Here is a 21,709-nt window from a genome sequence, read left to right on the forward strand (position 1 = left end):
GCTAGAGATCGTCGAGTTCGCTGAGGTGACGCATCCGGGACGACACAGCGCGTTCGCGCGCGACGTCGTGGCGTCCATGAAGGCGCACGCGCTGTCGCAGCTTTCCGAACCCGAGCGCGCGCGCGAGGTGCTGACCGGAGCGCCTCAGGGGCCGCTCGTGCGGCTGGCAACCGCTCACCTCGAGATGCGGTCCGGTCGGGCGGCGGAGGCAAGGAGCATCGCCGCAGGCATCCTGGGCCTGTCGACGAGCAGCCTTGTGGAACGCGCGGAGGCGCTTCTGATTCGGATCTGGGCGGATGCCGTCCTGGGCCGGTCGCCCACGACCGGGGACAGCGCAGTGATCAGTCGGATGGTCGTCGCGGCCGGACTCGTCCGGATCATCGCGCACCTGCCGGGTTGGCTGATGGACGAAATCGCCGACAGGGCGGAGCGATCGGTGCGCGGGGGATTCGAGGCAGCCGTGGAGCGCGTTGCAGCCGTCCTCGTCGTCGCCGATCTTCCCCGCCTCACGCCGCGCGAGACGATCGTGCTCAAGGCGCTCGAGCGCCATGAATCGGTCTCGGACGTGGCCAAGGCGCTGTCGGTGTCGCCGAGTACGGTCAAGACGCAGCTGTCCGGGATCTACCGCAAGCTCGGTGTGAGTTCGCGGCGCCATGCGCTGCCCGCCGCCTACCGCCTGGGACTGCTCGAACGATCCCGGCGCGCGGCGGAGCACGCCTCCTAGAGCTTGGCGTCCTGTCGCGGGATCACGACCTGCTTGATGATGAGAAGGATCGATGCGGTGATGGGGATCGCCACGAGGGCCCCCAGCAGACCGAGAAGCGTCCCACCCACGAGCGCCCCGATCACCACGAGGGACCCCGGGACCGAGATCGCCCTGTTCATGACGCGCGGCGTCAGCACGTATGCCTCCAGCTGCATGTAGATCAGATACAGCGCGGCGAAGATCAGGGCCGAAATCGGGTCGGAGAACAAAGCGATCACGGTGGCGATGCCCCAGTACAGCACGGGACCGATGAGCGGGATGAGGGTGATGCAGAACGCGATCACGGCCATCAGCGCGGGGAACGGCAGCCCGAGGAACAGGTGCAGGAAGAACGCGACCACCGAATTGAAGAAGGCGAGGATCACCATTCCCATGAGGTAGCCGCCGATGCCGTCCGTGATCTGCTCGGTCATCGCGGCGACCTTCGCGCGTGTCTTCGCGGGCGTCAGGCGGACGAAGCTCGCCTTGATCGTGTTCAGCGACGCGAGGAAGTACAGACTCAAGACGATCACGATCACGATGCCCGAGAGCGCCGTGGCGATCCCGGCACCGACCGCCAACACACCACCGGTGATCGACGCGATGTTGGCGGGATTGAGGATGAAACTCTCCACGTCGTTGAGGATCGTGCCGATCTGGTCGCCGAAGTTCGCCTGCAGCCAGGCGAAAGCGTCGGACTTCTCGAAGTCGCCGATCATCGTCGGGATGTCGCGGATGAACTGCGCGACCTGGGCGATGACAGTCGGCATGATCAGCAGGAGCACCCCCGCGATCGCGAGCAAGAAACCGACGTAGACGATCACCATGCCCCAGACCCGCTTGACCCCCTTGCGTTCAAGGGCCCGCACGATCGGATCCAGCCCCAGCGCGGCGAAGAGCGCGAAGCTGATGTAGATGATGACCGTCGCGAGGTTCGACACTGCAAGACCCAGCAGAACGGCAGCCAACCCGCCGAGGGTGACCGCGAACCCGACCGCGAACGGCTGGTTCAGACCCACCCAGAACGACCGCCGCTCGGGGACCTGGGCGGGGGCGCTGTCGGCTGCCGAAACGTCCTGCGCAGGAGTGTCCGCATCGGGCTCCGCCGGCGACGACGGGGTCTGGCTCTGGTCGCTCATGGTCACACTCTATGGCCCGCCGTCTCTCCGAAGGGGAGGCGATACTCTCGACACAGTTCGAAGGGAGTGGTGATGTCCGAGCGAAGCGATCCTGTCGCCGACCTGATGCGCCTGCGCGCGACGATCGACAACATCGACGCCGCCCTGATCTTCATGCTCGCGGAGCGATTCCGTGCGACGAAGCAGGTCGGAGTGCTGAAGGCGGAGCACGGCATGCCGCCCTCCGATCCGGCTCGGGAAGAGCAGCAGACCGGCCGGCTGCGGCGGCTTGCCATCGAGGCGGATCTCGATCCGGAGTTCGCCGAGAAGTGGTTCAATTTCGTCGTCGCCGAGGTGATCCGCCACCACACCGAGGCAGCCGACGGGCGCTGAACGGAGGCGCCACGGGGTGGAGATCGCCCGCGAAGCCTGCTAGGTTGGGCCGCTGGGTTCCCGAACCCTTCGACCCAGTCCGCGGTTGTCGGCCCAGGTGCCGGCGAGCGTACGGTCGGTGATCGTGCTCGGATCCGACATTCGACGCCAGCGCATGCGTGCCCGATTCCGCGTGCCCGTGATCGCCACCCGGGCGTGACCGATGCAGCCAGCTGCAGCGGCTGCCAAGGTGCACAGTGACCACATCTCCTGCTCTGGAAGCGCGAGGGCTCTACAAAGTCTTCGGCAAGAACGCTCGTCATGTCGTCGAACGTCTGCGTGCGGGTGAATCGCGCGCAGACGTGTCGGATCAGGGCACCGCGGCTGTCATCGACGCGAGCTTCTCCGTCCAGAAGGGCGAGATCTTCGTGATCATGGGCCTCAGCGGCTCGGGCAAGTCCACCATCATCCGGATGCTCAACGGTCTCTACGAGGCGACGGCCGGTTCCGTCACGGTCAGCGGCGAGTCGGTCACCGACACCACGCCCACGAAGCTTCGCGAGCTGCGCCGAGACCGGGTCTCGATGGTCTTCCAGCATTTCGCTCTGCTGCCGCACCGATCGGTCGCCGACAACGTGGCCTATCCGCTGCAGCTGCGTGGGGTGCCGCGCGCCGAGCGCCTGGCCAAGGCGGAGGAGATTCTCGCGCTGGTCGGCCTGGAGGGATGGGGCGACAAGCTCCCCTCCGCCCTGTCCGGCGGCATGCAGCAACGTGTCGGAATCGCGCGCGCGTTGGCCGCCGATCCGGATGTGTTGCTGATGGACGAGGCGTTCAGTGCCCTGGATCCGCTGATCCGCCGAGAGATGCAGGAACAACTGCTCGATCTGCAGCAGAAGCTGCAGAAGACGATCGTCTTCATCACGCACGACCTGAACGAGGCGATGCTCCTCGGCGACCGCATCGCCGTCATGCGGGACGGTCGGATCGTGCAGATCGGCACACCGGAGGACATCCTCACCGACCCGGCCAACGACTACGTGGAGCAGTTCGTGCAGGACGTGGACCGGGCTCGGGTGCTCACGGCCGCCAATGTGATGGAACGGGCCCGCGCCGTGGTTCCCGAGAACGCCGGGCCGCGAACCGCACTGCGACAGATGCGTGACGCATACTCGGCTGCTGCCTACGTCGTGGGGCGCGATCGCACGCTCCTGGGTGTCGTCAGCGACCGCGACGCGATCAAGCTCGTCCGGGCAGGAGAGAACTCGATCGCCTCGGTGATCAAGCGCGTTCCCCAGAGCGTTCGGGAGGACGAGGTCCTCATCAACCTCTTCGTCCCCGCTGTGGAGTCCCCCCTGCCGCTTGCCGTGGTCGACGACCGCGGGCGGCTGACCGGGGTGATCCCCCGCGTGACGCTGCTGGCCGCGCTCGGGCCGGGGCCCGGCGCCACCGGTGAGATCACCATCCCGGTGCTGCCCGTCCCCGGTGCCGAGATCGACGAGGTGCTCGCACAGCTGCCCCATGACGAAGCCCGGTCGAGCGACACGGAAGAGGTGGTCTGATGGATTTCCGCATCCCTCTGGGCGAGTGGGTCGAGACCGCCGTCGACTGGCTTCGCGACAACCTGAGCGGCCTGTTCGACGTGATCACCGTCGTCGTGCGCTTCCTCGTCGATGGGCTCACCGACATTCTCCTGGCCGTCCCGGTGCCGGCCATGATCCTCATCTTCGCGCTCATCGGATGGCTGGTGCGCTCCTGGCAGATGGCCGTCGGCACCGCAGTCGCGTTCCTGCTGATCGTCGCGATGGGCCTGTGGGTCGCGACGATGCAGACGCTCTCCCTCGTGCTCGTGGCGACGGTGGTCGCCCTGGCCATCGCCATCCCGCTCGGGATCTGGTCCGCGCGCAACGACACCGTGCGCGCGATCCTCAAGCCCGTCCTGGACTTCATGCAGACGATGCCGGCCTTCGTCTACCTGATCCCCGCGATCACCTTCTTCAGCATCGGTGTCGTGCCGGGTCTGGTCGCGACCGTGATCTTCGCGCTGCCTCCGGGCGTGCGACTGACGGAGCTCGGCATCCGAGGGGTGGATTCGGAGACGGTCGAGGCGGGACAGGCGTTCGGCGCGACCCCGTCGCAGATCCTCCGGGGGATCCAGCTCCCGCTTGCCACGCCGACCATCATGGCCGGCGTCAACCAGGTCATCATGCTGGCGCTGTCGATGGCGGTGCTGGCCGGAATCGTCGGTGCGGATGGGCTGGGCAAGATCGTCGTCCAGTCCGTGTCGACGGTCAACTTGGCGCTGGGTGTGGAAGCGGGTCTGGGCGTCGTGATCATCGCCGTCTACCTGGACCGGGTGACCGCCGCGCTGGGCAATCCCGCCGACTACCGTTCGTCGCTGCTGGGCGTTCTCGCGCGACGCCGCAGCGCCCGCTCGGCCACACCGGAGCAGCCGTCGAACGAGGACTCCCAGAACCACGCGCGGGCGGAGGATCTCCGCCCCGCGGGCAGCCGGTGACTACCGGCTGAACGGAAGCGTGCACCTCATGCCGCTTCCCACCAAGAGAAGAAGATACGGAACGAACGAGACATACATGAAGGATGCGTTTCACATGAACAAGCGACACCTCAGCACAGCACTGGTCCTCGGGGCGGCGGCTTCGCTCGCGCTGGCGGGCTGCAGCGGCACCGCGAACACGGACGACGGCCAGACCGATGCCGCCGGCGATGTCACCTGCGACACCGTCACGCTCGGATTCCTCCCCTCGTGGACCGACGGCCTGAGCACCGCATACCTGCTGGAGAACCAGTTGGGCGCGCTCGGGATCGACGTCCAGATGCAGACGCTGACCGAGGCGGGACCCCTCTACGCGGGGCTTGCACAGGGCGACGTCGACATCTACCCGTCGGCATGGCCCGAGCTCACGCACGCCGACTACATGGACGAGTACGGCGACGACATCGAAGACCTCGGTGCCTACTACGAGGGCGCGAAGCTCACCATCGCCGTGCCCGAGTATGTCGACATCACCTCGATCGAGGACCTCGCCGGCAACGCGGACCGTTTCGGTGGCCGCATCGTCGGTATCGAGCCCGGCGCGGGCCTGACGGCCCAGACGCAGGACGTGATGATCCCGGAGTACGGCCTGGAGGGCGAGTACGAGCTCGTCACCTCCTCGACGGCCGCCATGCTCACCGAGCTCGGCAACGCCGTCGACGCGCAGGAGGACATCGTGGTGACCTCCTGGCGTCCCTTCTGGGCCAACGAGGCCTACGGTCTGAAGGACCTCGAAGACCCCATGGGCGCCATGGGCGAGCCGGAGGCTCTGCACTTCCTGGGCACCACCGGATTCTCGGAGCGTTGCGCCGAGGCTGCGGAGCTCATCGCCGGCATCCAGCTGGATGACGCCGACTACGCCTCGCTCGAGGACATGGTCGTGAACGAGTACGGTGAGGGCCGCGAGGCCGAGGCCGTCGAGGCGTGGATCTCGGAGAACCCGAACGCCTTCAGCACCATCATCGTCGAGTGACCTGCTCAGCGTGACAGAAGGGGCTCCCGGCCGTATGGCCGGGAGCCCCTTCTGTCATCCCTGCGATCAGCGGGGCCGATCAGGGGGTCGCGCGTCGGAGGAGGCCGTACCCGATGCCGGAGAGGGCGACGAGGGCGATGAGCAGCCCGACCGCGAGGCCCTGCGGGCCCTGTGTCACGATCCAGCCGAACACCTGACCCCAGGCGTTCAGGCGCCCGATGAGCCACAACGCTCCGACCAGCAGAAGACCCAGCCCGACGAGGATGATCGTCAGCACGGTAGGGCCGAACCGCTTGTAGATCGTGGCGATCGCGAAGCCGGTGACGAAGAAGGTCATCGTCATGAACAGGATGACCGCTGCCGCGACGACCGCCCCCGCGCTCCAGATCCAGTCCAGGTAGAAGAAGTACCCGTTGACGCCCCACCCATTGGTCGCCTTCTCGATGAACCCGCCGATGACGAAGATCGCCGTCAGGATGGCCGAGGTCAAAGAGGCGGTGAGCAGCGAGCCGAGGAAGAACTCACGTCGCGTGACGCTCATCGCCTGCGAGAACGGGAACGTCTGTGTCATGCCCATGATGCCTACGGCGAAGAAGTACCACATCGGCGCCTGAGCACCGCCGCCGTACTTCACTGCTTCCGGGGGGAGCATCGCCCAGATCAGAAGGGTGACCGCGAGCGTGCCCCCGAGCACGAGCAGCGGCACCCAGATGAACGTCTGCTTGTTGACCAGCTGCATGCGAACGACGTTTCCGACCCGGTTCATCGCGGGCCTCCCTTCGTGGTGATGCGGGCATCGGATGCTGCGGCATCCGCTTCATCGGCGTGCTGGGTTGTGCGCACGATCAACTGCTGCAGCGACACCGGACCGATCTCCAGCCCGGCCGCGGTCAGGCGGGAGCGCTCGTCTGCAGACAGTGCGCCCGCGACAGTGACGGAGGCGACGCGGCCGAGGCTCTCGCGGTGGAGCACCTCGCGCCCAGCGACAAAGGCATCGACGGCAGCGGCATCGCCGACGATCGCGGTCGCTTGATCGCGGACGTCGTCGGTCGCGGCATCCATGATGATGCGTCCCCGATCGATCACCAGCACTCGCTCGATGAGGTTCGAGACCTCGTCGATCAGGTGGCTCGAGAGGATGACGGTGCGGGGGTGCTCGGTGTAGTCCTCCAGCAGCCGGTCGTAGAAGATCTGCCGGGCGACGGCATCCAGTCCGAGGTACGGCTCGTCGAAGAACGTGACCTCGGCGCGAGAGGCGAGGCCGATGATCACGCCCACCGCCGAGAGCTGCCCCCGCGAGAGCTTCTTGATCCTCGTGCGCACCGGCAGCCGGAAGTCGGCGATGAGCCGGTAGGCGAGGTCCTGGTCCCAGTTCGGGAAGAACAGCTTCGCCGTCGCAAACGCGTGGATGGGCTTCGCATCGTCGGGGTAGCGCTGGCTTTCGCGCACGAAGCACATTCGGCGCAACACGCGGGCGTTCTCGTACGGATGCTCGCCGAAGACCCGCACCTCACCAGACGTGGCGAAGTTCTGGGCCGTGAGGATCGACATGACAGTCGTCTTGCCGGCGCCGTTGCGTCCGAGCAGGCCGTAGATCGTGTCTTTGCGGATCGAGAAGCTCACGTCCTGGACGGCGACGGCGTCTCGGTATCGCTTCGTGAGGCCTGTCACCTCGATCACCGATTCGTGCGCACCTGCGGCGTCAGGGATGGTCATTGTGTGCCTTCCGTCGTTGTGGTCTGCGCGTGCTCACGGAGAAGCTGCGCGAGGTCTTCGGTGCCGAGTCCGAGCTTTCGGGCCTCGGCCAGGAGGGGGGTGAGGTACCGCTCGCGGAACGCCGCACGCCGTTCGGCGAGCAGGCTCTCGCGGGCCCCGGGGGCCACGAACATGCCGATCCCCCGTCGCTTGTAGAGCACGCCCTTGTCGACGAGCATCGTCACTCCTTTCGCGGCCGTGGCCGGGTTGATGCGGTAGAAGGCGGCGAGCTCGTTCGTCGATGGTGCCTGCGTCTGTTCGGGCAGGCTGCCGTCGACGATCGAGTCCTCCACGCTCTCTGCGATCTGCAGGAAGAGGGCCTTGCCTTCTTCGATCATCCGCGCCTCCGGCGATGTCCTTGGGTTAGTTACTCAAGTAGGTAACCATAGAACGAGAGATGCGTCAAGTGTCGTGGTCGTGCGAGGTTGCCCCGGGGGGGGGGGGGGAGTCCGCCGAGGCGAGGAGCGATGCGCGCGCGAGGAACTCGTGCCGCGGCGAGACCCTCGTGTCAGGCGGTCAGGAGCGCGGCGTGCGGGAAGGGACCGGCCACACGCGGGGCGTCGGTGCGGTCGGGGGAGCCGGCCGGTCGGCCGCGCCGCCGGGAGCGGATTCGGACGACGGCGCCGACGCCGCGGCATCCGGCTCGCCCGAGGTCGTCGCGCTGCCCGGCGCCAACTCGAGAGCGACGCGCTTCTCGAGCACGGTGATGGCGTCATCCGACAGGGCAAGCAGCCCGTCGAGTTCCTCGCGGACGCGCCGATAGGCGAGCTGTCGTTCCGCGGGGGTCGCGGCCTGGTCGACGGCGACCGTCAGGAGTTGCTTCGCGGTGGTGAGCCGCTTGCGCTCACCCGCGCTGAAGGACGAGTCACGGATGCGGCGCGCATCCCGCTCCGCGAGCTCGAAGGCCACCTCGTAGTCGGTGACGGCAGCCCGGTACTCCGCGAGCTGCTCCGCGCTGACGCGGGCGGTAGCGGACTCCGGACGCGCCCGGTCGGCGATCTTCTTGGCGCGCAGGAACGCGGCCGTCAGCGGCTGGCGGCCATCGCTCATGGCGGGGAACGCGATGAGCTTTGCGACATCCAGCTCGTACTCGAGCCACCGCGCCGTCACCGCATCATGCGTCGCCATCAGCTTCTGCAGCGGTGTCGCCGAGGTACTGGTGCTCGCCGGCGGGCCCGCCGTCTGCGCCGCGGCCGCCTCGGAGGCACCGTCGTGGCCCGTCGAACGAGAGGCGCCAGCCCTCGCGCCGGGCGGCACGAAACCGATGAGTGGTCGGCCTCGCGCGGCTGCCTGCGCGGCGCGCAACTCGCGTTTGGCTGCGATGATCTCGAGCCGCCGCTTGTGCCGGCGGCGGGCCGATCGCTCCCAGGCGCTACCGATCGAGGCCATCACTCCCATGAGCGGAAAGACGAGCCACCAGTAGCTGCCGAGGAATTGGAACATCGGTTCCACGCCCTCATGCTAACCGCGTCATCCCCCGCCGGGCACGGGGGGAAGCCGGAAGAGGGGCTCAGCCGAACAGCAGGGCGAGGACGGTGGCGCCGCCGCCCACGAGAATGAGCGAGACGATCACGACCCAGGCGACGATCTTGATGCGTCGCTGTCGGGTCTCGCTGTAGACGTTGGTGTCGTCGTCGGACATGCGATCAGTCTAGAGGGCAGGTTCGACGATCGTCGGCCCGAAGGCGGCGGGAAGGGTCGCTCTGGCCACGTCGCGCAGCTCAGCCGCCGAGACGGTGAACAGCCCCTGCACCTCCAGGCTCGGGCCGGCACCGTCGCCAGGGGCATCGGTGACGCCGATGCGCAGCACCGGATAGCCTCGCCCTTCGCACAGACCCCGGAATTTCACGTCGTCCTCGCGAGGCACCGAGACGATCACGCGCCCGGTCGATTCCGAGAACAGGGCGGATGCCGCATCCACGCCGTCGCGCTCGATGATCTCATCGAGCCACACGCGCGCGCCCACCCCGAACCGCATCACGCTCTCGGCCAGGGCCTGTGCCAGGCCACCGCTGGACAGGTCGTGCGCGCTCGAGATCAGGCCCTGCAGCGCCCCCGCGTGCAGGAGGTCGGCCAGGCGCCGTTCCGCGGCAAGGTCCACCGCCGGCGGACGGCCGCCGAGGTGCCCGTGCACCGTCTGGGCCCACGCGGATCCGCTCAGCTCGTTCGCGGTGACACCGAGCAGGTAGATGTTCTCGCCGGCATCCTGCCACCCCGACGGGATGCGGCGGGCGACGTCATCGATGATGCCGAGCACGCCGACGACGGGGGTGGGGAAGATCGGCTGATCGCCGGTCTGGTTGTAGAACGACACGTTGCCGCCGGTGACCGGGACGCCGAGCTCAAGGCATCCGTCGGCGAGGCCGTCGACCGCCTGACCGAACTGCCACATGACCTCGGGGTTCTCGGGGCTGCCGAAGTTCAGGCAGTCGGTGACCGCGACGGGCTTCGCGCCCGTGACGGCGACGTTGCGGTACGCCTCGGCGAGGGCCAGCTGCGCTCCCTGATATGGGTCGAGCTGGCAGTAGCGGCCGTTGCAGTCGGTCGCGATCGCAAAGCCCAGGCCCGACTCCTCATCCACGCGCACCATGCCGGCGTCGTCGGGGAAGGCCAGCGCCGTGTTGCCCAGGACGTAGTAGTCGTACTGGTTCGTGATCCAGGAGGTGTCGGCGAGGTTGGGGCTGGCCACGAGGGCCAGGAACTGCTCGCGCACGTCATCGGGCTCGCTCGGGCGCTGCAGCGCGCTCGCGGAGTCATCGCGGAGGGCATCGATCCAGGTCGGGTACGCCACGGGCCGCTCGTAGACCGGGCCGTCCACCGCGACGGTCGCGGGGTCGACATCCACGATCTGCTCGCCGTGCCAGAAGATCTGCAGACGGCCGTCGCCGGTCACTTCCCCGAGCACGCTCGTCTCGACCTCCCAGCGGCCGGTGACCTCCAGGAAGGCGTCGAGCTTCTCGGGCGCGACGATCGCCATCATCCGCTCCTGCGACTCGCTCATGAGGATCTCTTCGGGAGTGAGCGTGGGGTCGCGCAGCAGCACGTTGTCGAGGTCAACCCGCATGCCGCTGCCGCCGTTGGCGGCCAGCTCGCTCGTGGCGCACGAGATGCCGGCGGCGCCGAGATCTTGGATCGCTTCGACGAGGCCGTCACGGTACAGCTCGAGGCAGCACTCGATGAGCACCTTCTCGGCGAAGGGGTCGCCCACCTGCACGGCGGGGCGCTTGGTGGGGCCGCCGTCGGCGAACGTGTCGGAGGCGAGGATGGATGCCCCGCCGATGCCGTCGCCGCCGGTGCGGGCGCCGAAGAGCACGACCTTGTTGCCGGCGCCGGAGGCGTTGGCGAGCTTCAGGTCCTCGTGACGGAGGACACCGACCGCGAGGGCGTTGACGAGGGGGTTGCCCTGGTAGACCGCGTCGAACACGGTTTCGCCGCCGATGTTCGGCAGGCCCAGGCAGTTGCCGTAGAACGAGATACCCGAGACGACGCCGTGCACGACGCGCGCGGTGTCGGGGTGGTCGATCGCGCCGAAGCGCAGCTGGTCCATGACGGCGACGGGGCGCGCGCCCATCGAGATGATGTCGCGGACGATGCCGCCGACGCCGGTTGCTGCCCCCTGGAAGGGCTCGATGTAGCTCGGGTGGTTGTGCGATTCGACCTTGAAGGTCACCGCCCAGCCCTCGCCGATGTCGACGACTCCCGCGTTCTGTCCCATGCCGACCATGAGGCGCTCGCGCATCTCGTCGCTGACCTTCTGCCCGAACCGGCGCAGGTAGATCTTGCTGGACTTGTAGGAGCAGTGCTCGCTCCACATCACCGAGTACATCGCCAGTTCGCCGCTCGTGGGACGCCGGCCGAGAATCTCGCGGATGCGCGCGTACTCGTCATCCTTCAGCCCGAGCGCACCGTACGGCTGCTCCCGTTCCGGGGTCGCGGCGGCGTTCTCGACGGTATCTGCGGCGGGCCGCGCGGGAGTGTTCGGGGTGCTCACGAGGGGGGACTCCAGTGGTCTATGTGCCGAGACCGGCGCCGGCGTGCGGGCACGTCCAGTCTATGCGGCGGGCGCTTTCGGCATCCGTGTCCCTGCTCACCGGGAGCGGAGTCAGTGGATCGAGTGGCGCTCGCCGCGTCGCGGCGGGGTGTAGGTGCAGGTGTCGCCGGCGCACAGCTGGGGCTTGCGCCTGCTGAACCGGCGTGCGAGCTCGCAGCCCACGCAGATGCCGAAGGCCGACTCGGCGAACAGCAGCAGCAGGCATCCGGCGCAGATCGTCTGCGCGATGACCGCCGGCAGTCCCAGCCACCCCAGCGACAGGCAGCCCAGGAGCGCCATCACGAACCCCAATCCCCAGGCGAACTGCTTGGGGACGGCATCCACCCACTCGGGCCGTTGGGGACGCGTGATGAGGGCGCCGAGCAGCAGCGTCGGGGTGAAGCGGGTGCCGATGAACAGGCGCAGGAACATCTCGAGCGCGAACAGGATGCCGAATCCGCGCATGTACTGCAGATCGCCGGTGATCGCGCCCGACAGCCACGCGGCGAAGCCGAGGAGGAACAGGATGCCGGCCGAGGCGCGCACGACACGTTCATTCATGACCGGGATGTCGATGCCGTCGACCCATTCGCCGATGACGGGTCTGGTGAGGCGTTCCGGGGAGGGCGAGGACATGCCGTCCATAATACCCGTGGGGGTATAAGGGGAAGATGCCAGGCTCTCGGCATCCACCCCCTACGCTGTCCCCGTGGACTTCTCCTTTGCCTTCACGCCGGACCTCATCGCCGTCTTCGTGACGCTGTTCGTGCTCGAGGTCGTGCTCGGCGTCGACAACGTCATCTTCATCTCGATCCTCGCCTCCAAGCTTCCGAAGGAGCAACAGGCGCGGGCGCGCAACCTCGGGCTGACGCTTGCGATGCTGATCCGCGTCGGCCTCGTGTTCGCGGCGGGGTGGATCATCACCCTGACCGAGCCGGTCGTGACCCTGTGGGGCATCTCGTTCTCGTGGAAGGACTTCATCCTCATCGCGGGTGGCCTGTTCCTCGTCTACAAGGCGGTCACCGAGATCCATCACAAGCTCGAGGGGTCGGAGGAGGAGCACGGCGACGGCGCCGGCGGGCGCAAGGGCGTGACCTTCGGCTCGGTGATCGCACAGATCCTGCTGCTGGACATCGTCTTTTCGCTCGACTCGGTCATCACCGCCGTCGGAATGACCTCCAACATGGTCATCATCATCACCGTCGTGGTGCTCTCGTTCGGCATCATGCTCTTCGCGTCGCGGTTCATCTTCGCGTTCGTCAACGCGCACCCGACCGTGAAGATGCTGGCGCTGTCGTTCCTGCTGCTGATCGGCGTCTTCCTCATCGCCGAGGGCTTCCACATCAAGATCGACAAGGCGTTCATCTACGGACCGATGGTGTTCGCGATCTTTGTCGAGGCGCTGAATCTCACGTACTCGTCGCGCAAAGCCAAGCGCGAGCAGAAGAAGCGTCAGGCCGTGCAGCTGCGGCCGCAGTATCCGGATGTCGACGAATCGGTTGCGGTGGCCGCGGCGCTGTCGAAGGATCCGGCGTCCGGCTCGGTCGGGCTCTCGCGCAAGCCCGTCGCCGGCGAGACCGTCGGCTCCGACGTGCCGCACCGCGAGGGGCTGGGCTGAATCAGTCCGCTGTCGCGTCGGTGACCGCGGCGCGGAAGCGCGCGGCATCCGTCCCGTCTTCGCGAACCTCGAACACAGTGCCGTCGATGACCAGCAAGGGCACATGGTCGACGACCTGATCCGTGCCGGGGATCGCCGCGCACAACCACGCCTCGTTGGCGGCGGTCGCGATAGCCGCGTAGTCCGTGATCGCCGTCGACAGGTCGGATGACGAGCCCGCTGCGGCCGCGAAACCGACCAGGTCCGCGTCGGTCGGTGCGCCCTCGGCGCTGACCTGGTTCTGTTGGATCAGCTCATACAGCGGAAGGACCGCGTCGGCATCCCCCGCCGCGGCCACCCCGAACAGGAGTGCTGCGGCGCGCGTCGAGTAGTCGGTCGTGTCGCCGCGCTTGGCGCTCACGTACGTCATCGGATGCAGCGTCCACGTGGCAGTGCCGTTCGCGATGACGTCGGCCAGCTCGTCTCCGATCGCGTCGTCCAGGGTCATGCAGTGGGGGCAGGACGGATCGCTCCACAGCTGGATGTCGACCTCTCCTTCGCCGACCGTGATGCCCGCGACCGGATCGACCGACGCGGGCGAGGGGGCGGTGGCCGCCGCCGGGGAGCAGGCTGCAGCGGCAACGGCGAGGACCGGCAGGAGGGTGAGGCATCCGAGGAGGCGTTGCCGAGGGGAACCGAACACGATGCCGTTCTACGCCCGCGATGCCCGCGGGGCCCAATCCTTCGGTGGATCCCGACGATCGGAGCCTGTCTGTGGTCAGACCATATAGGGGATTTCGCCAAACGCGCGATACGCAGCTGCGCCGCCCCGTCATCGGACGGTATCCATGGAGTGAGCGATGGGTTACCCGGTATGCACATCGCCGCCAGGGAGGCGCGGATGTCGGTGAGGCAGAGCCTGCTGGCGATCCTCGATCAAGGACCCTGCTACGGGTATCAGCTGCGGTCCGAGTTCGATCGCCGCACGGGGTCGACCTCGCCTCTGAACGTCGGCCAGATCTACAGCACCCTCGAGCGGCTGGAACGGGATGGCCTGGTGTCGCGGCGCGAGGTCGACAAGGACGGCCACACGTACTGGGAGATCACGGATGCCGGCTCGGCGGCTGCCGCGGAGTGGCTCACCTCGCCCGTCGCGCGGAGCCAAGGCACCCGTGACGAACTTGCGATCAAACTCGCGGTGGCCGCGACTCTTCCCGGGGTGGATGTCGCGGAGCTCATCCGAGCTCAGCGCGACGCATCGCTCGCGCACCTTTCGTCGTTGCGGGGCACCGCGTTCTCGGGCGGCACCGCGGGCGGTCCCGAGGAGTTCGCCTGGTCGCTGGTGCTCGACGCGATGATCTTCGCCGCCGAGGCAGAGGTGCGCTGGCTCGATCAAGCGCAGGAACGCCTGGCGAGGCATCCTTCGCACACTATGGCGCTGGAGATCGCCACCCAGCGACCCAAGCGCGGCCGCCCCGTCAAGACCGACTCCGTCAAGACCGACCCCGTCAAGACCGGTCCCGTCAACGCCAGTCCGTGAGGGTGGAATCGGTCGGGCATAGGTCCTCCGCCTCACGTATCGGATGCATACCGGGGCGGGGTATTCTGAGATCGGTACATCATGCTGGGTCCCGTCGCTCGTGAGCTTCGCCCGCCAGTGTTCTGGCAGTGGGCGATGTCGGTGGTGTTCGCCGCTCTTGTGGTCGTGGGCCTCTTGGGTATGCATACTCTTTCCGTCGGTCATTCAGAGCCGGTGCCTGTCTCGGCCGTCGAGCATGGAGGCGGGCACGATCACAATGCGATGGCAGCGCCCTCCGGGGCCCCCGAGGTCGGTTGTGCCGATTGCGGCGGCGGCGAGCACGGCGCGATGATGCTGGCGTGCGTGCTCGGTCTGCTCGTCACGGTCATGCTGGTCGCTCGGACCGGGCCAGGGGTGGTCCGCAGGTTCGGTCGACCGGGCATTGTCGCCCTCGCCATCCGGCCCCCGATTCCGGTACGCCCGAGACCGCCGTCTCTTCTCGAATTGTCGATCAGTCGTACGTGATGGGACTCGTCCTCCACCCCTGCGGTGGGGAGCTGAGTCATGCCCGCATGCGGGCGCATTTCACGTTCGATGAGAAGGACAGGTTTGTCATGAAGAAGTCTCGTTTGGTCGCGCTGTCGGCGGCGCCGCTCGCACTGGCGTTGGTGTTTGCCGGGTGCACCGAGGCCGGATCGGGTTCGATGCCGGGCATGAATCACGGCGAGGGGATGTCTCCCTCCGCGCCATCCTCGCTAGAGGCGCAGGCGGAGTTCAATACGGCGGACTCGATGTTCGCGATGATGATGATTCCGCATCACCAGCAGGCGGTGGAGATGAGCGACATGGTGCTGGCGAAGTCCGGCGTCGATCCGCGCGTACGGGAGCTTGCGCAACAGATCAAAGATGCGCAGGCCCCGGAGATCGAGCTGATGCAGTCGTGGCTCGAGGCATGGGGGATGTCGCATGCCGGTGGCACGGATGGCATGGACATGGGCGACGGCATGATGTCCGCCGACGACATGGCGGCGCTGGACGCCGCCGAAGGTGCGGAGGCTGCCCGGCTGTTCCTGGAGCAGATGATCACTCACCACGAGGGCGCGATCGAGATGGCGCAGGTCGAACTGTCTGAAGGTCGACACCCGGACGTGATTGCTCTGGCGCAGACGATCGCCGATGCGCAGACGGCCGAGATCGCCCTGATGCGGGATCTGCTGGCGCAGATCTGACACTCGGCAGGGGTGTCATCGGGCCTGCTCCGGTGGCTCCCCTGCCGCAACCTGAAAGGGACGCATATGCCAGTTCACCTGCGTGCGACCACGGCCGCCCTTGCTCTGTCCGGGCTGCTCGTGCTGGCCGGATGCGCAACGGGAGGACCACCGTCGACGGGCACCGCTCACGCCGCGATGGCATCCCATGTACACGCCATCGTTCCTGATCCCGAGCGCGACGGGTTTCTCCTCGGCACTCACGACGGCATCTTCGCGGCCAGCGCGGACGGAGAACTGCTCTCGCGGGTGGGCGCCTACGGTTTCGATGCGATGGGACTCACTGTCGTGGGCGAGGATCTGATCGCCTCGGGGCACCCCCGACCAGACACCCCTACCGAGCTCGGCGATCACAATCTCGGCATCATCCGTAGCGCAGACGCCGGGGAGAGCTGGGAGCCGGTGGCGTTTACCGGCGAGAAGGACTTCCACGCTCTCGCTGCCGGCGGCGACGGCACCGTGTACGGTCTGGCCACCGACGCCATCGACATACTGGCCAGTACGGATGGGGGCGATTCGTGGGCTCCGACGGGTGGCCAGCTGATGGCGGTCGGCCTTGTGGTCACTAGTGGCGGGAACGTGGTCGCCGCAACACCAGACGGGCTGCGGGTCAGCACGGATGGGGCGCGGTCGTTCCAGCCATGGCCAGGTGCGCCCATGCTCTACGCATTGTCTGTGTCGCCGAACGGTGAGTTGATCGCGGGCGTGGATGCGGATGAGAAGATCTGGGTCCATGCGGTCGGGGCGAGCGCGTGGAATGAGGTGGGCACCGTGCACGGCGCCGCTCAAGCGACCGCGATCACCGATACCGGAAGCATTCTCGTCGCCGACGACAGCGGCCTCACCCTGCTGCCGGCCGGACCCTGACTCCGATCGATCGGCAACGGCCTCGGTCAACACCGGTGCCGTTCTACCGCAGCAGGAGACGCATGCCGCGGCCGCGGCTCAGTAGACCGTCGTCGCGACCTGGGGACTGCCCTCGGCATCCGTTGCCTCCTCGACCGGTCCCTTCTGCGCGGCCCGCACGATCAAGCCGAACTCCACCACCGCGAGCGACGCGTAGATGAGCGTGAACGCGAGCAGCGAGATCAGCACCGTCCATCCCGGCACGCTCGGGGACACGCCATCCTCGGACAGCATGAGGCTGAACACGATCCATGGCTGGCGGCCCATCTCGGTGAACACCCAGCCCACCAGGGCGCCCAGCAGCGGCAGCGGCGCCGACCAGACCGCGACCTTCCACATCCACGGCGCGACGGGGCGGGTCGCCTTCGCCCGGGTCACCCAGAGACCGGCGACCGCGACGAGGGCCGCCAGGCCGCCGAGCGCGATCATCCATCGGAACGACCAGTAGGTCACCCAGATGATCGGGGTGTAGTCGACGCCGGCGCCGAACTCGGCGGTGTACAGGGCTTGGAGATCGTTGATGCCCTCGACGCACCCGTCGAGCGAATGGGTCGACAGCAGCGAGAGCAGGTACGGCACGCGCAGCGACCAGATCTCTTCGCTGCCATCCGGCGTACCGAGCGAGAAGACCGAGAAGGAGGCATCCGCCCCGCAGGCCGTGTTCCACATCGCCTCGGCGGCGGCCATCTTCATCGGCTGGGTCTCGACCATCACGAGGCTCAGCTGGTCGCCCGAGAGTGCCACGAGCGCGAAAGATCCGACCACGCCCCATAGCGCCACCCGTAGCGACGCGCGCATCGTGTCGAGGTGCTGACCGCGCGAGAGGTGCCAGGCCGACACGGCCACGACGACGGCTGCGGCGAACATCCACGCCGAGAACACGGTGTGCGGGAACGCCGCCCGGACGACCGGATTGGTCAACAGGGCAAGGATGTCGGTGAGTTCGGCGCGACTGCCGTCCTCGGCGAGGCGATAGCCGACGGGGTTCTGCATGAACGCGTTGGCCGCGAGGATGAAGTAGGCCGAGAGGGTCGAGCCGAGCACGACCATCCAGATCGAGGCGAGGTGCAGCAGGCGGGGGAGGCGATCCCAGCCGAAGATCCACAGGCCGACGAAGGTGGCTTCGAAGAAGAAGGCCATGAGTCCTTCGAATGCGAGCGGTGCGCCGAAGACGTCGCCGACGAAGCGGGAGTAGGCCGACCAGTTCATGCCGAACTGGAACTCCTGCACGATGCCGGTGACCACGCCCATCGCGAAGTTGATGAGGAAGATCTTCCCGAACAGGCGCGTCAGGTGCAGCCACTTCACGTTTCCGGTGCGGTACCAGACGGTCTGGAAGATCGCGACGACAGGCGCCATCCCCAGGGTCAGCGGCACGAACAGGTAGTGATAGAGCGTCGTCAGGCCGAACTGCCACCGGGCAAGCAGTAGCGGGTCCAGAAGGTCCACGAGGTGGTCTCCGTCTCGGTGCGGTCCCCACGCTTGTCGACGGGTGCGCTGGTCAGGGCGCGGTCGGCGCGAGCAGGGATGTCGTCACGGTGCAGGTGTGACGACCAGAGTGGTCAGACCACAGACTAACACGTGGTCAGACCACAGAGGCGAGCCGGCGGTGATCACCGCGGCGCGGAGGCTGCTCGCAGAGTGCGCGCACCCCGTCGCGACTGTCGTCACCCCTCGCGTTGGTCGGCGTCGAGCACCAGCCGGTAGCCCATGCCCGACTCGGTCAGCAGGTGCACCGGATGCGACGGGTCGACCTCGAGCTTCTTGCGAAGCTGCGACAGGTAGAGGCGAAGGTAGCCGGTGTCGGCGACCTGATCGGTGCCCCAGATCTCCTTCAGCAGTGTCTGACGCGTCACGAGCGCGCCCGGGTGGCGCGCGAGGAACTCGAGGATGCGCCACTCGGTGGGTGTCAGATGCACGCGTTCGCCGGCGCGGCGGACCGACCTGGCCGCGAGATCGACCTCGACGTTGGCGAACGCGACGCGCGCATCGCCGGGTACCGAGGCGCTGCGGCGCGCCAGGGCGCGCAACCGCGCGAGCAGCTCGTCGATCTGGAACGGCTTGGTCACGTAGTCGTCGGCTCCGGCATCCAGCGCCTCGACCTTGTCCGCAGACCCCGTCCGGCCCGACACGACCATGATCGGCGCCTGCGTCCAGCCTCGCAGCGCCGCGATGACCTCGACACCGCCGAGGTTCGGCATCCCGAGGTCGAGCAGGACGACATCCGGATGAGTCTGCGCGGCCAGGACGACAGCGGCCGCCCCGTCCCCCGCCGTCACAACGTCGTAGCCGTGGGCGGTCAGGGTGATCCGAAGCGCCCGGACGAGCTGGGGATCGTCGTCGGCGATGAGGATCTTCACGACTCCTCCGTGCCTACGGGGCGTACGAGCGGAAGCGAGATGACCATGGTCAGTCCGCCTCCGGGAGTGTCCTCGGGGGTGAGAGTTCCGCCCATGCCCTCGGTGAACCCGCGCGAGAGGGCGAGACCGAGGCCCAGCCCGACGGCATTGTCGCTGTCGCCGTGGCGTTGGAACGGGACGAACACCTGATCGCGAGCATCCGACGGGATGCCGGGCCCGTGGTCGATGATACGGATCTCGCCCGCCTCGGCCAGCCCGCTCGTGGAGATGCGCACGCGCGTTCCGGCGGGAGCGTGACGCAGCGCGTTGGCGATGACGTTGACGATGACGCGCTGCAGGAGCACGGGGTCGGCGCGCAGCGGAGGCAGGTCTGTGTCGATGGCGAGCTCGACCGCGTCCGGACCGGCGCCGAGCTCGTCCAGCGCCGCCGAGATGGCCGTCATGGCGTCGACGGGCGACAGCGACACCGCCAGGACGCCCGCCTCCACCCGGCTTACATCGAGCAGGTCGGTCACGAGTTGCGTCAAGGTTCGCAGGCTCTCGTCGGCTGTGGCCAGCAGCTCGCCGCGGTCCGCAGCCGAGAGCTCGACGCCCAGGGCGCGCAGTCCCCCGACCGCGGCCACGGCGGCCGCCAGCGGTCGGCGAAGGTCGTGGCTGACTGCCGAGAGGAGCGCTGAGCGTACCTGATCGGTCTCGGCGAGCACATCAGCCTCCCGTGCCGACTCGGCCAGCTCGGTCTGCTCGAGAACCGCGCCCAGCTGCGCGACGATGACGTCGGCCAGGCGCCGGGTCGTGGCATCCAGGTCCCCTCCGTGCAGTTCGAGCACGGCCTGGGTCTCGCCGCCCCGGCGCACCTCGAGGGTCGTGAACCTGCCGTCGGGGACGGGTTCGCCGTCGGTGGCGAGGACCGTGCCGTCGGCGGCGACCAGGCGCGCGCCGGTCATCCCGAAGGCCTCGCGGGCGCGCGTGACGAGGGCACGCAACGCGCTCTGCCCGCGCAGGATGCTGCCCGCGACCGTCACGAGCAGTTCCGACTCCGCCGACGCGCGCTGGGCGAGCCGCGTGCGCCTGGCTGCCTGATCGACGACGTAGCTGACCAACACTGCGATCACGACGTAAAGCGCCAGCGCGACCGCTTCGGCGGGATCGGCGATCGTGACGGTGAAATACGGCTCCACGAAGAGGAAGTCGAGGGTGAGACCGGAGAGGACGGCGGCGAACAGCGCGGGCCAGATCCCCCCGACGAGCGCGACGATCACGACGAGCAGCTGATACGCGAGGACATCGGCGGTGATCGAGTCCGCGCTGCGGAAGCTCAGGAGAAACCATGACAGGAGGGGTCCGCCGACGACCGCGACGACGAAGCCGAGGATGCGCCGCTTGACGCTGAGCGCACCGCCACGCAGACGGGGAAGGACCGAGCCTCTGCCGGCTGCGGCATGCGTCACGATATGGACGTCGATATCGCCGGACTCCCGGATCACGGTCGCGCCGATCCCAGGATCGCCGAGGGCCGACCACAGCCGGTTCCGGCGGCTCACCCCGATCACAAGTTGGGTCGCGTTGACCGACCGCGCGAAATCCACGAGCGCGCGCGGGATGTCGTCTGCGACGAGCTGGTGATAGGTCCCGCCGAGGGCTTCGACCAGAGCGCGCGCGTCAGCGAGCGAGCCCGGTGCGGCCGAGCGCAGACCGTCCTGGCCGGCGACGTGGACGGCCAGGAGCTCGCCGCCCGCCGACCGGGCGGCGATACGGGCTCCGCGGCGCAGCAGCGTATCGCCTTCGGGTCCGCCGGTGAGAGCGACGACGACGCGCTCGCGGGCCTGCCACGTGCCCTCGATGCCGTGCTGTCGCCGGTACTGCTGCAGCGCGGAGTCGACCTCGTCGGCGAGCCAGAGTAGAGCGAGCTCCCGCAGCGCCGTGAGGTTTCCGAGCCGGAAGTAGTTCGACAGTGCCGCGTCGACCCGCTCGGCGGGGTACACCAGGCCCGCCGCCAGCCTGTCGCGCAGCGCCTGCGGCGCCAGGTCGACCACCTCGATCTGATCGGCGGCGCGTACGACGGCATCCGGCACCGTCTCCCGCTGCGGGACCCCGGTGATCTGCTCGACCACCGCGCCCAGGGACGCGATGTGCTGCACATTCACGGTGGCGATCACGTCGATGCCTGCCGCCAGCAGCTCGTCGACGTCCTCCCAGCGCTTCGCGTGTCGGGAGCCGGGGGCGTTGGTGTGGGCGAGCTCGTCGACCAGGGCGAGCTGCGGTCGGCGGGCGAGCACGGCATCCAGATCCATCTCGCGCAGCTCGACCCCGCGATGGGTGACGACGCGGCGCGGGACCTCCTCGAGTCCGTGCGTCAGCGCGAGAGTGGCTGCGCGCCCGTGCGTCTCGACGACGGCGATGACGACGTCGCGGCCCTCGTCGCGCAGGCGGCGGCCCTCGCTGAGCATCTCGTAGGTCTTGCCGACCCCGGGCGCTGCGCCGAGCAGGACCCGGAGCCGCCCTGCGCCCATGG

At 68.0% G+C, this 21,709-nt stretch carries 22 protein-coding genes; 10 read left to right on the forward strand and 12 right to left on the reverse strand.

Features of this window, described 5'->3' with window-relative positions:
- Positions 1-724: response regulator transcription factor (locus ACSGC5_RS09065; protein ID WP_434970317.1), on the forward strand; the 724-nt coding region annotated here is incomplete at its 5' end.
- On the opposite strand, the gene ACSGC5_RS09070 is transcribed toward ACSGC5_RS09065, so the two are convergent.
- On the reverse strand, positions 721-1,884 hold the full coding sequence (locus ACSGC5_RS09070) for an AI-2E family transporter (protein ID WP_434970318.1): 1,164 nt from the start codon (positions 1,882-1,884) through the stop codon (positions 721-723). The two genes, ACSGC5_RS09065 and ACSGC5_RS09070, sit on opposite strands and share 4 nt — an antisense overlap.
- A gap of 72 nt (positions 1,885-1,956) precedes the next feature.
- Here ACSGC5_RS09070 and ACSGC5_RS09075 point away from each other — a divergent pair, with 72 nt between their 5' ends.
- The 4 genes from ACSGC5_RS09075 (at position 1,957) to ACSGC5_RS09090 (ending at position 5,762) form a co-directional block, all read left to right on the forward strand.
- The gene (locus ACSGC5_RS09075; RefSeq protein ID WP_434970319.1) at positions 1,957-2,256 is read left to right on the forward strand and encodes a chorismate mutase; all 300 of its coding nucleotides are present in this window, start codon (positions 1,957-1,959) and stop codon (positions 2,254-2,256) included.
- 236 nt (positions 2,257-2,492) lie between these two features.
- Positions 2,493-3,794: a quaternary amine ABC transporter ATP-binding protein gene (locus ACSGC5_RS09080; protein ID WP_434970320.1), complete on the forward strand. Its 1,302-nt coding sequence runs from the start codon at positions 2,493-2,495 to the stop codon at positions 3,792-3,794.
- Complete coding sequence (locus ACSGC5_RS09085; RefSeq protein ID WP_434970489.1) at positions 3,791-4,750, forward strand: ABC transporter permease; 960 nt, start codon at positions 3,791-3,793, stop codon at positions 4,748-4,750. Before ACSGC5_RS09080 ends, ACSGC5_RS09085 begins: the two co-directional genes overlap by 4 nt.
- Before the next feature lie 94 nt (positions 4,751-4,844).
- Positions 4,845-5,762 (forward strand): glycine betaine ABC transporter substrate-binding protein, encoded by a 918-nt coding sequence (locus ACSGC5_RS09090; protein WP_434970321.1) that lies wholly within the window; start codon positions 4,845-4,847, stop codon positions 5,760-5,762.
- Positions 5,763-5,841: 79 nt separating this feature from the next.
- On the opposite strand, the gene ACSGC5_RS09095 is transcribed toward ACSGC5_RS09090, so the two are convergent.
- The 7 genes from ACSGC5_RS09095 to ACSGC5_RS09125 form a co-directional block, all read right to left on the reverse strand.
- Complete coding sequence (locus tag ACSGC5_RS09095) at positions 5,842-6,528, reverse strand: hypothetical protein (RefSeq protein WP_434970322.1); 687 nt, start codon at positions 6,526-6,528, stop codon at positions 5,842-5,844.
- Positions 6,525-7,478 carry an ABC transporter ATP-binding protein gene (locus tag ACSGC5_RS09100; protein WP_434970323.1) on the reverse strand — a complete coding sequence of 318 codons (954 nt, stop codon included), beginning with the start codon at positions 7,476-7,478 and terminating at the stop codon, positions 6,525-6,527. Before ACSGC5_RS09100 ends, ACSGC5_RS09095 begins: the two co-directional genes overlap by 4 nt.
- Positions 7,475-7,855, reverse strand: a complete 381-nt coding sequence (locus ACSGC5_RS09105) for a GntR family transcriptional regulator (protein WP_434970324.1) — start codon at positions 7,853-7,855, stop codon at positions 7,475-7,477. The genes ACSGC5_RS09100 and ACSGC5_RS09105 overlap by 4 nt, the downstream gene beginning before the upstream one ends.
- A 178-nt stretch (positions 7,856-8,033) precedes the next feature.
- Positions 8,034-8,969 carry a hypothetical protein gene (locus ACSGC5_RS09110; protein ID WP_434970325.1) on the reverse strand — a complete coding sequence of 312 codons (936 nt, stop codon included), beginning with the start codon at positions 8,967-8,969 and terminating at the stop codon, positions 8,034-8,036.
- 58 nt (positions 8,970-9,027) lie between these two features.
- Positions 9,028-9,159: a hypothetical protein gene (locus tag ACSGC5_RS09115; protein ID WP_267189853.1), complete on the reverse strand. Its 132-nt coding sequence runs from the start codon at positions 9,157-9,159 to the stop codon at positions 9,028-9,030.
- Positions 9,160-9,168: 9 nt separating this feature from the next.
- Entirely contained in the window at positions 9,169-11,508 is a 2,340-nt protein-coding gene (gene purL / locus ACSGC5_RS09120) for a phosphoribosylformylglycinamidine synthase subunit PurL (protein WP_434970326.1), read from the reverse strand.
- Between the two features lie 111 nt (positions 11,509-11,619).
- Entirely contained in the window at positions 11,620-12,183 is a 564-nt protein-coding gene (locus ACSGC5_RS09125) for a DUF4395 domain-containing protein (protein WP_434970327.1), read from the reverse strand.
- A gap of 73 nt (positions 12,184-12,256) precedes the next feature.
- Between ACSGC5_RS09125 and ACSGC5_RS09130 the strand changes: the two genes are divergently transcribed.
- Positions 12,257-13,165 (forward strand): TerC family protein, encoded by a 909-nt coding sequence (locus ACSGC5_RS09130; RefSeq protein WP_434970328.1) that lies wholly within the window; start codon positions 12,257-12,259, stop codon positions 13,163-13,165.
- 1 nt (position 13,166) lies between these two features.
- Here ACSGC5_RS09130 and ACSGC5_RS09135 read toward each other — a convergent pair whose 3' ends face one another.
- Positions 13,167-13,847 carry a DsbA family protein gene (locus ACSGC5_RS09135; protein WP_434970329.1) on the reverse strand — a complete coding sequence of 227 codons (681 nt, stop codon included), beginning with the start codon at positions 13,845-13,847 and terminating at the stop codon, positions 13,167-13,169.
- Positions 13,848-14,045: 198 nt separating this feature from the next.
- Between ACSGC5_RS09135 and ACSGC5_RS09140 the strand changes: the two genes are divergently transcribed.
- The 4 genes from ACSGC5_RS09140 (at position 14,046) to ACSGC5_RS09155 (ending at position 16,798) form a co-directional block, all read left to right on the forward strand.
- Positions 14,046-14,684, forward strand: coding sequence for a PadR family transcriptional regulator (locus ACSGC5_RS09140; RefSeq protein ID WP_434970330.1), 639 nt, complete (start codon positions 14,046-14,048; stop codon positions 14,682-14,684).
- 180 nt (positions 14,685-14,864) lie between these two features.
- Entirely contained in the window at positions 14,865-15,188 is a 324-nt protein-coding gene (locus ACSGC5_RS09145) for a DUF6153 family protein (RefSeq protein ID WP_434970490.1), read from the forward strand.
- Positions 15,188-15,892, forward strand: coding sequence for a DUF305 domain-containing protein (locus tag ACSGC5_RS09150; protein ID WP_434970491.1), 705 nt, complete (start codon positions 15,188-15,190; stop codon positions 15,890-15,892). The genes ACSGC5_RS09145 and ACSGC5_RS09150 overlap by 1 nt, the downstream gene beginning before the upstream one ends.
- A 66-nt stretch (positions 15,893-15,958) precedes the next feature.
- Complete coding sequence (locus tag ACSGC5_RS09155; protein ID WP_434970331.1) at positions 15,959-16,798, forward strand: F510_1955 family glycosylhydrolase; 840 nt, start codon at positions 15,959-15,961, stop codon at positions 16,796-16,798.
- Positions 16,799-16,876: 78 nt separating this feature from the next.
- Here the strand turns inward: ACSGC5_RS09155 and ACSGC5_RS09160 are convergent, their stop codons facing one another.
- The 3 genes from ACSGC5_RS09160 to ACSGC5_RS09170 form a co-directional block, all read right to left on the reverse strand.
- On the reverse strand, positions 16,877-18,286 hold the full coding sequence (locus tag ACSGC5_RS09160) for a cytochrome ubiquinol oxidase subunit I (RefSeq protein WP_434970332.1): 1,410 nt from the start codon (positions 18,284-18,286) through the stop codon (positions 16,877-16,879).
- 218 nt (positions 18,287-18,504) lie between these two features.
- A complete protein-coding gene (locus ACSGC5_RS09165; RefSeq protein ID WP_434970333.1) occupies positions 18,505-19,197 on the reverse strand; it encodes a response regulator in 693 nt (230 codons plus the stop codon).
- Positions 19,194-21,707 carry a DUF4118 domain-containing protein gene (locus ACSGC5_RS09170; protein ID WP_434970334.1) on the reverse strand — a complete coding sequence of 838 codons (2,514 nt, stop codon included), beginning with the start codon at positions 21,705-21,707 and terminating at the stop codon, positions 19,194-19,196. The genes ACSGC5_RS09165 and ACSGC5_RS09170 overlap by 4 nt, the downstream gene beginning before the upstream one ends.
- Between the last annotated feature and the right edge of the window lie 2 nt (positions 21,708-21,709).

Origin of the sequence: Microbacterium sp. bgisy207 (genome assembly GCF_965345035.1) — a bacterium.
Lineage (GTDB): Bacteria > Actinomycetota > Actinomycetes > Actinomycetales > Microbacteriaceae > Microbacterium.

Coding starts and splice junctions, on each gene's coding strand:
- ACSGC5_RS09070 (WP_434970318.1), bottom strand. CDS start 1,884: ATGAGCGACCAGAGCCAGACCCCGTCGTCGCCGGCGGAGCCCGATGCG.
- ACSGC5_RS09075 (WP_434970319.1), top strand. CDS start 1,957: ATGTCCGAGCGAAGCGATCCTGTCGCCGACCTGATGCGCCTGCGCGCG.
- ACSGC5_RS09090 (WP_434970321.1), top strand. CDS start 4,845: ATGAACAAGCGACACCTCAGCACAGCACTGGTCCTCGGGGCGGCGGCT.
- ACSGC5_RS09095 (WP_434970322.1), bottom strand. CDS start 6,528: ATGAACCGGGTCGGAAACGTCGTTCGCATGCAGCTGGTCAACAAGCAG.
- ACSGC5_RS09100 (WP_434970323.1), bottom strand. CDS start 7,478: ATGACCATCCCTGACGCCGCAGGTGCGCACGAATCGGTGATCGAGGTG.
- ACSGC5_RS09105 (WP_434970324.1), bottom strand. CDS start 7,855: ATGATCGAAGAAGGCAAGGCCCTCTTCCTGCAGATCGCAGAGAGCGTG.
- ACSGC5_RS09115 (WP_267189853.1), bottom strand. CDS start 9,159: ATGTCCGACGACGACACCAACGTCTACAGCGAGACCCGACAGCGACGC.
- ACSGC5_RS09125 (WP_434970327.1), bottom strand. CDS start 12,183: ATGTCCTCGCCCTCCCCGGAACGCCTCACCAGACCCGTCATCGGCGAA.
- ACSGC5_RS09140 (WP_434970330.1), top strand. CDS start 14,046: ATGTCGGTGAGGCAGAGCCTGCTGGCGATCCTCGATCAAGGACCCTGC.
- ACSGC5_RS09145 (WP_434970490.1), top strand. CDS start 14,865: ATGCATACTCTTTCCGTCGGTCATTCAGAGCCGGTGCCTGTCTCGGCC.
- ACSGC5_RS09150 (WP_434970491.1), top strand. CDS start 15,188: ATGGGACTCGTCCTCCACCCCTGCGGTGGGGAGCTGAGTCATGCCCGC.
- ACSGC5_RS09155 (WP_434970331.1), top strand. CDS start 15,959: ATGCCAGTTCACCTGCGTGCGACCACGGCCGCCCTTGCTCTGTCCGGG.
- ACSGC5_RS09170 (WP_434970334.1), bottom strand. CDS start 21,707: ATGGGCGCAGGGCGGCTCCGGGTCCTGCTCGGCGCAGCGCCCGGGGTC.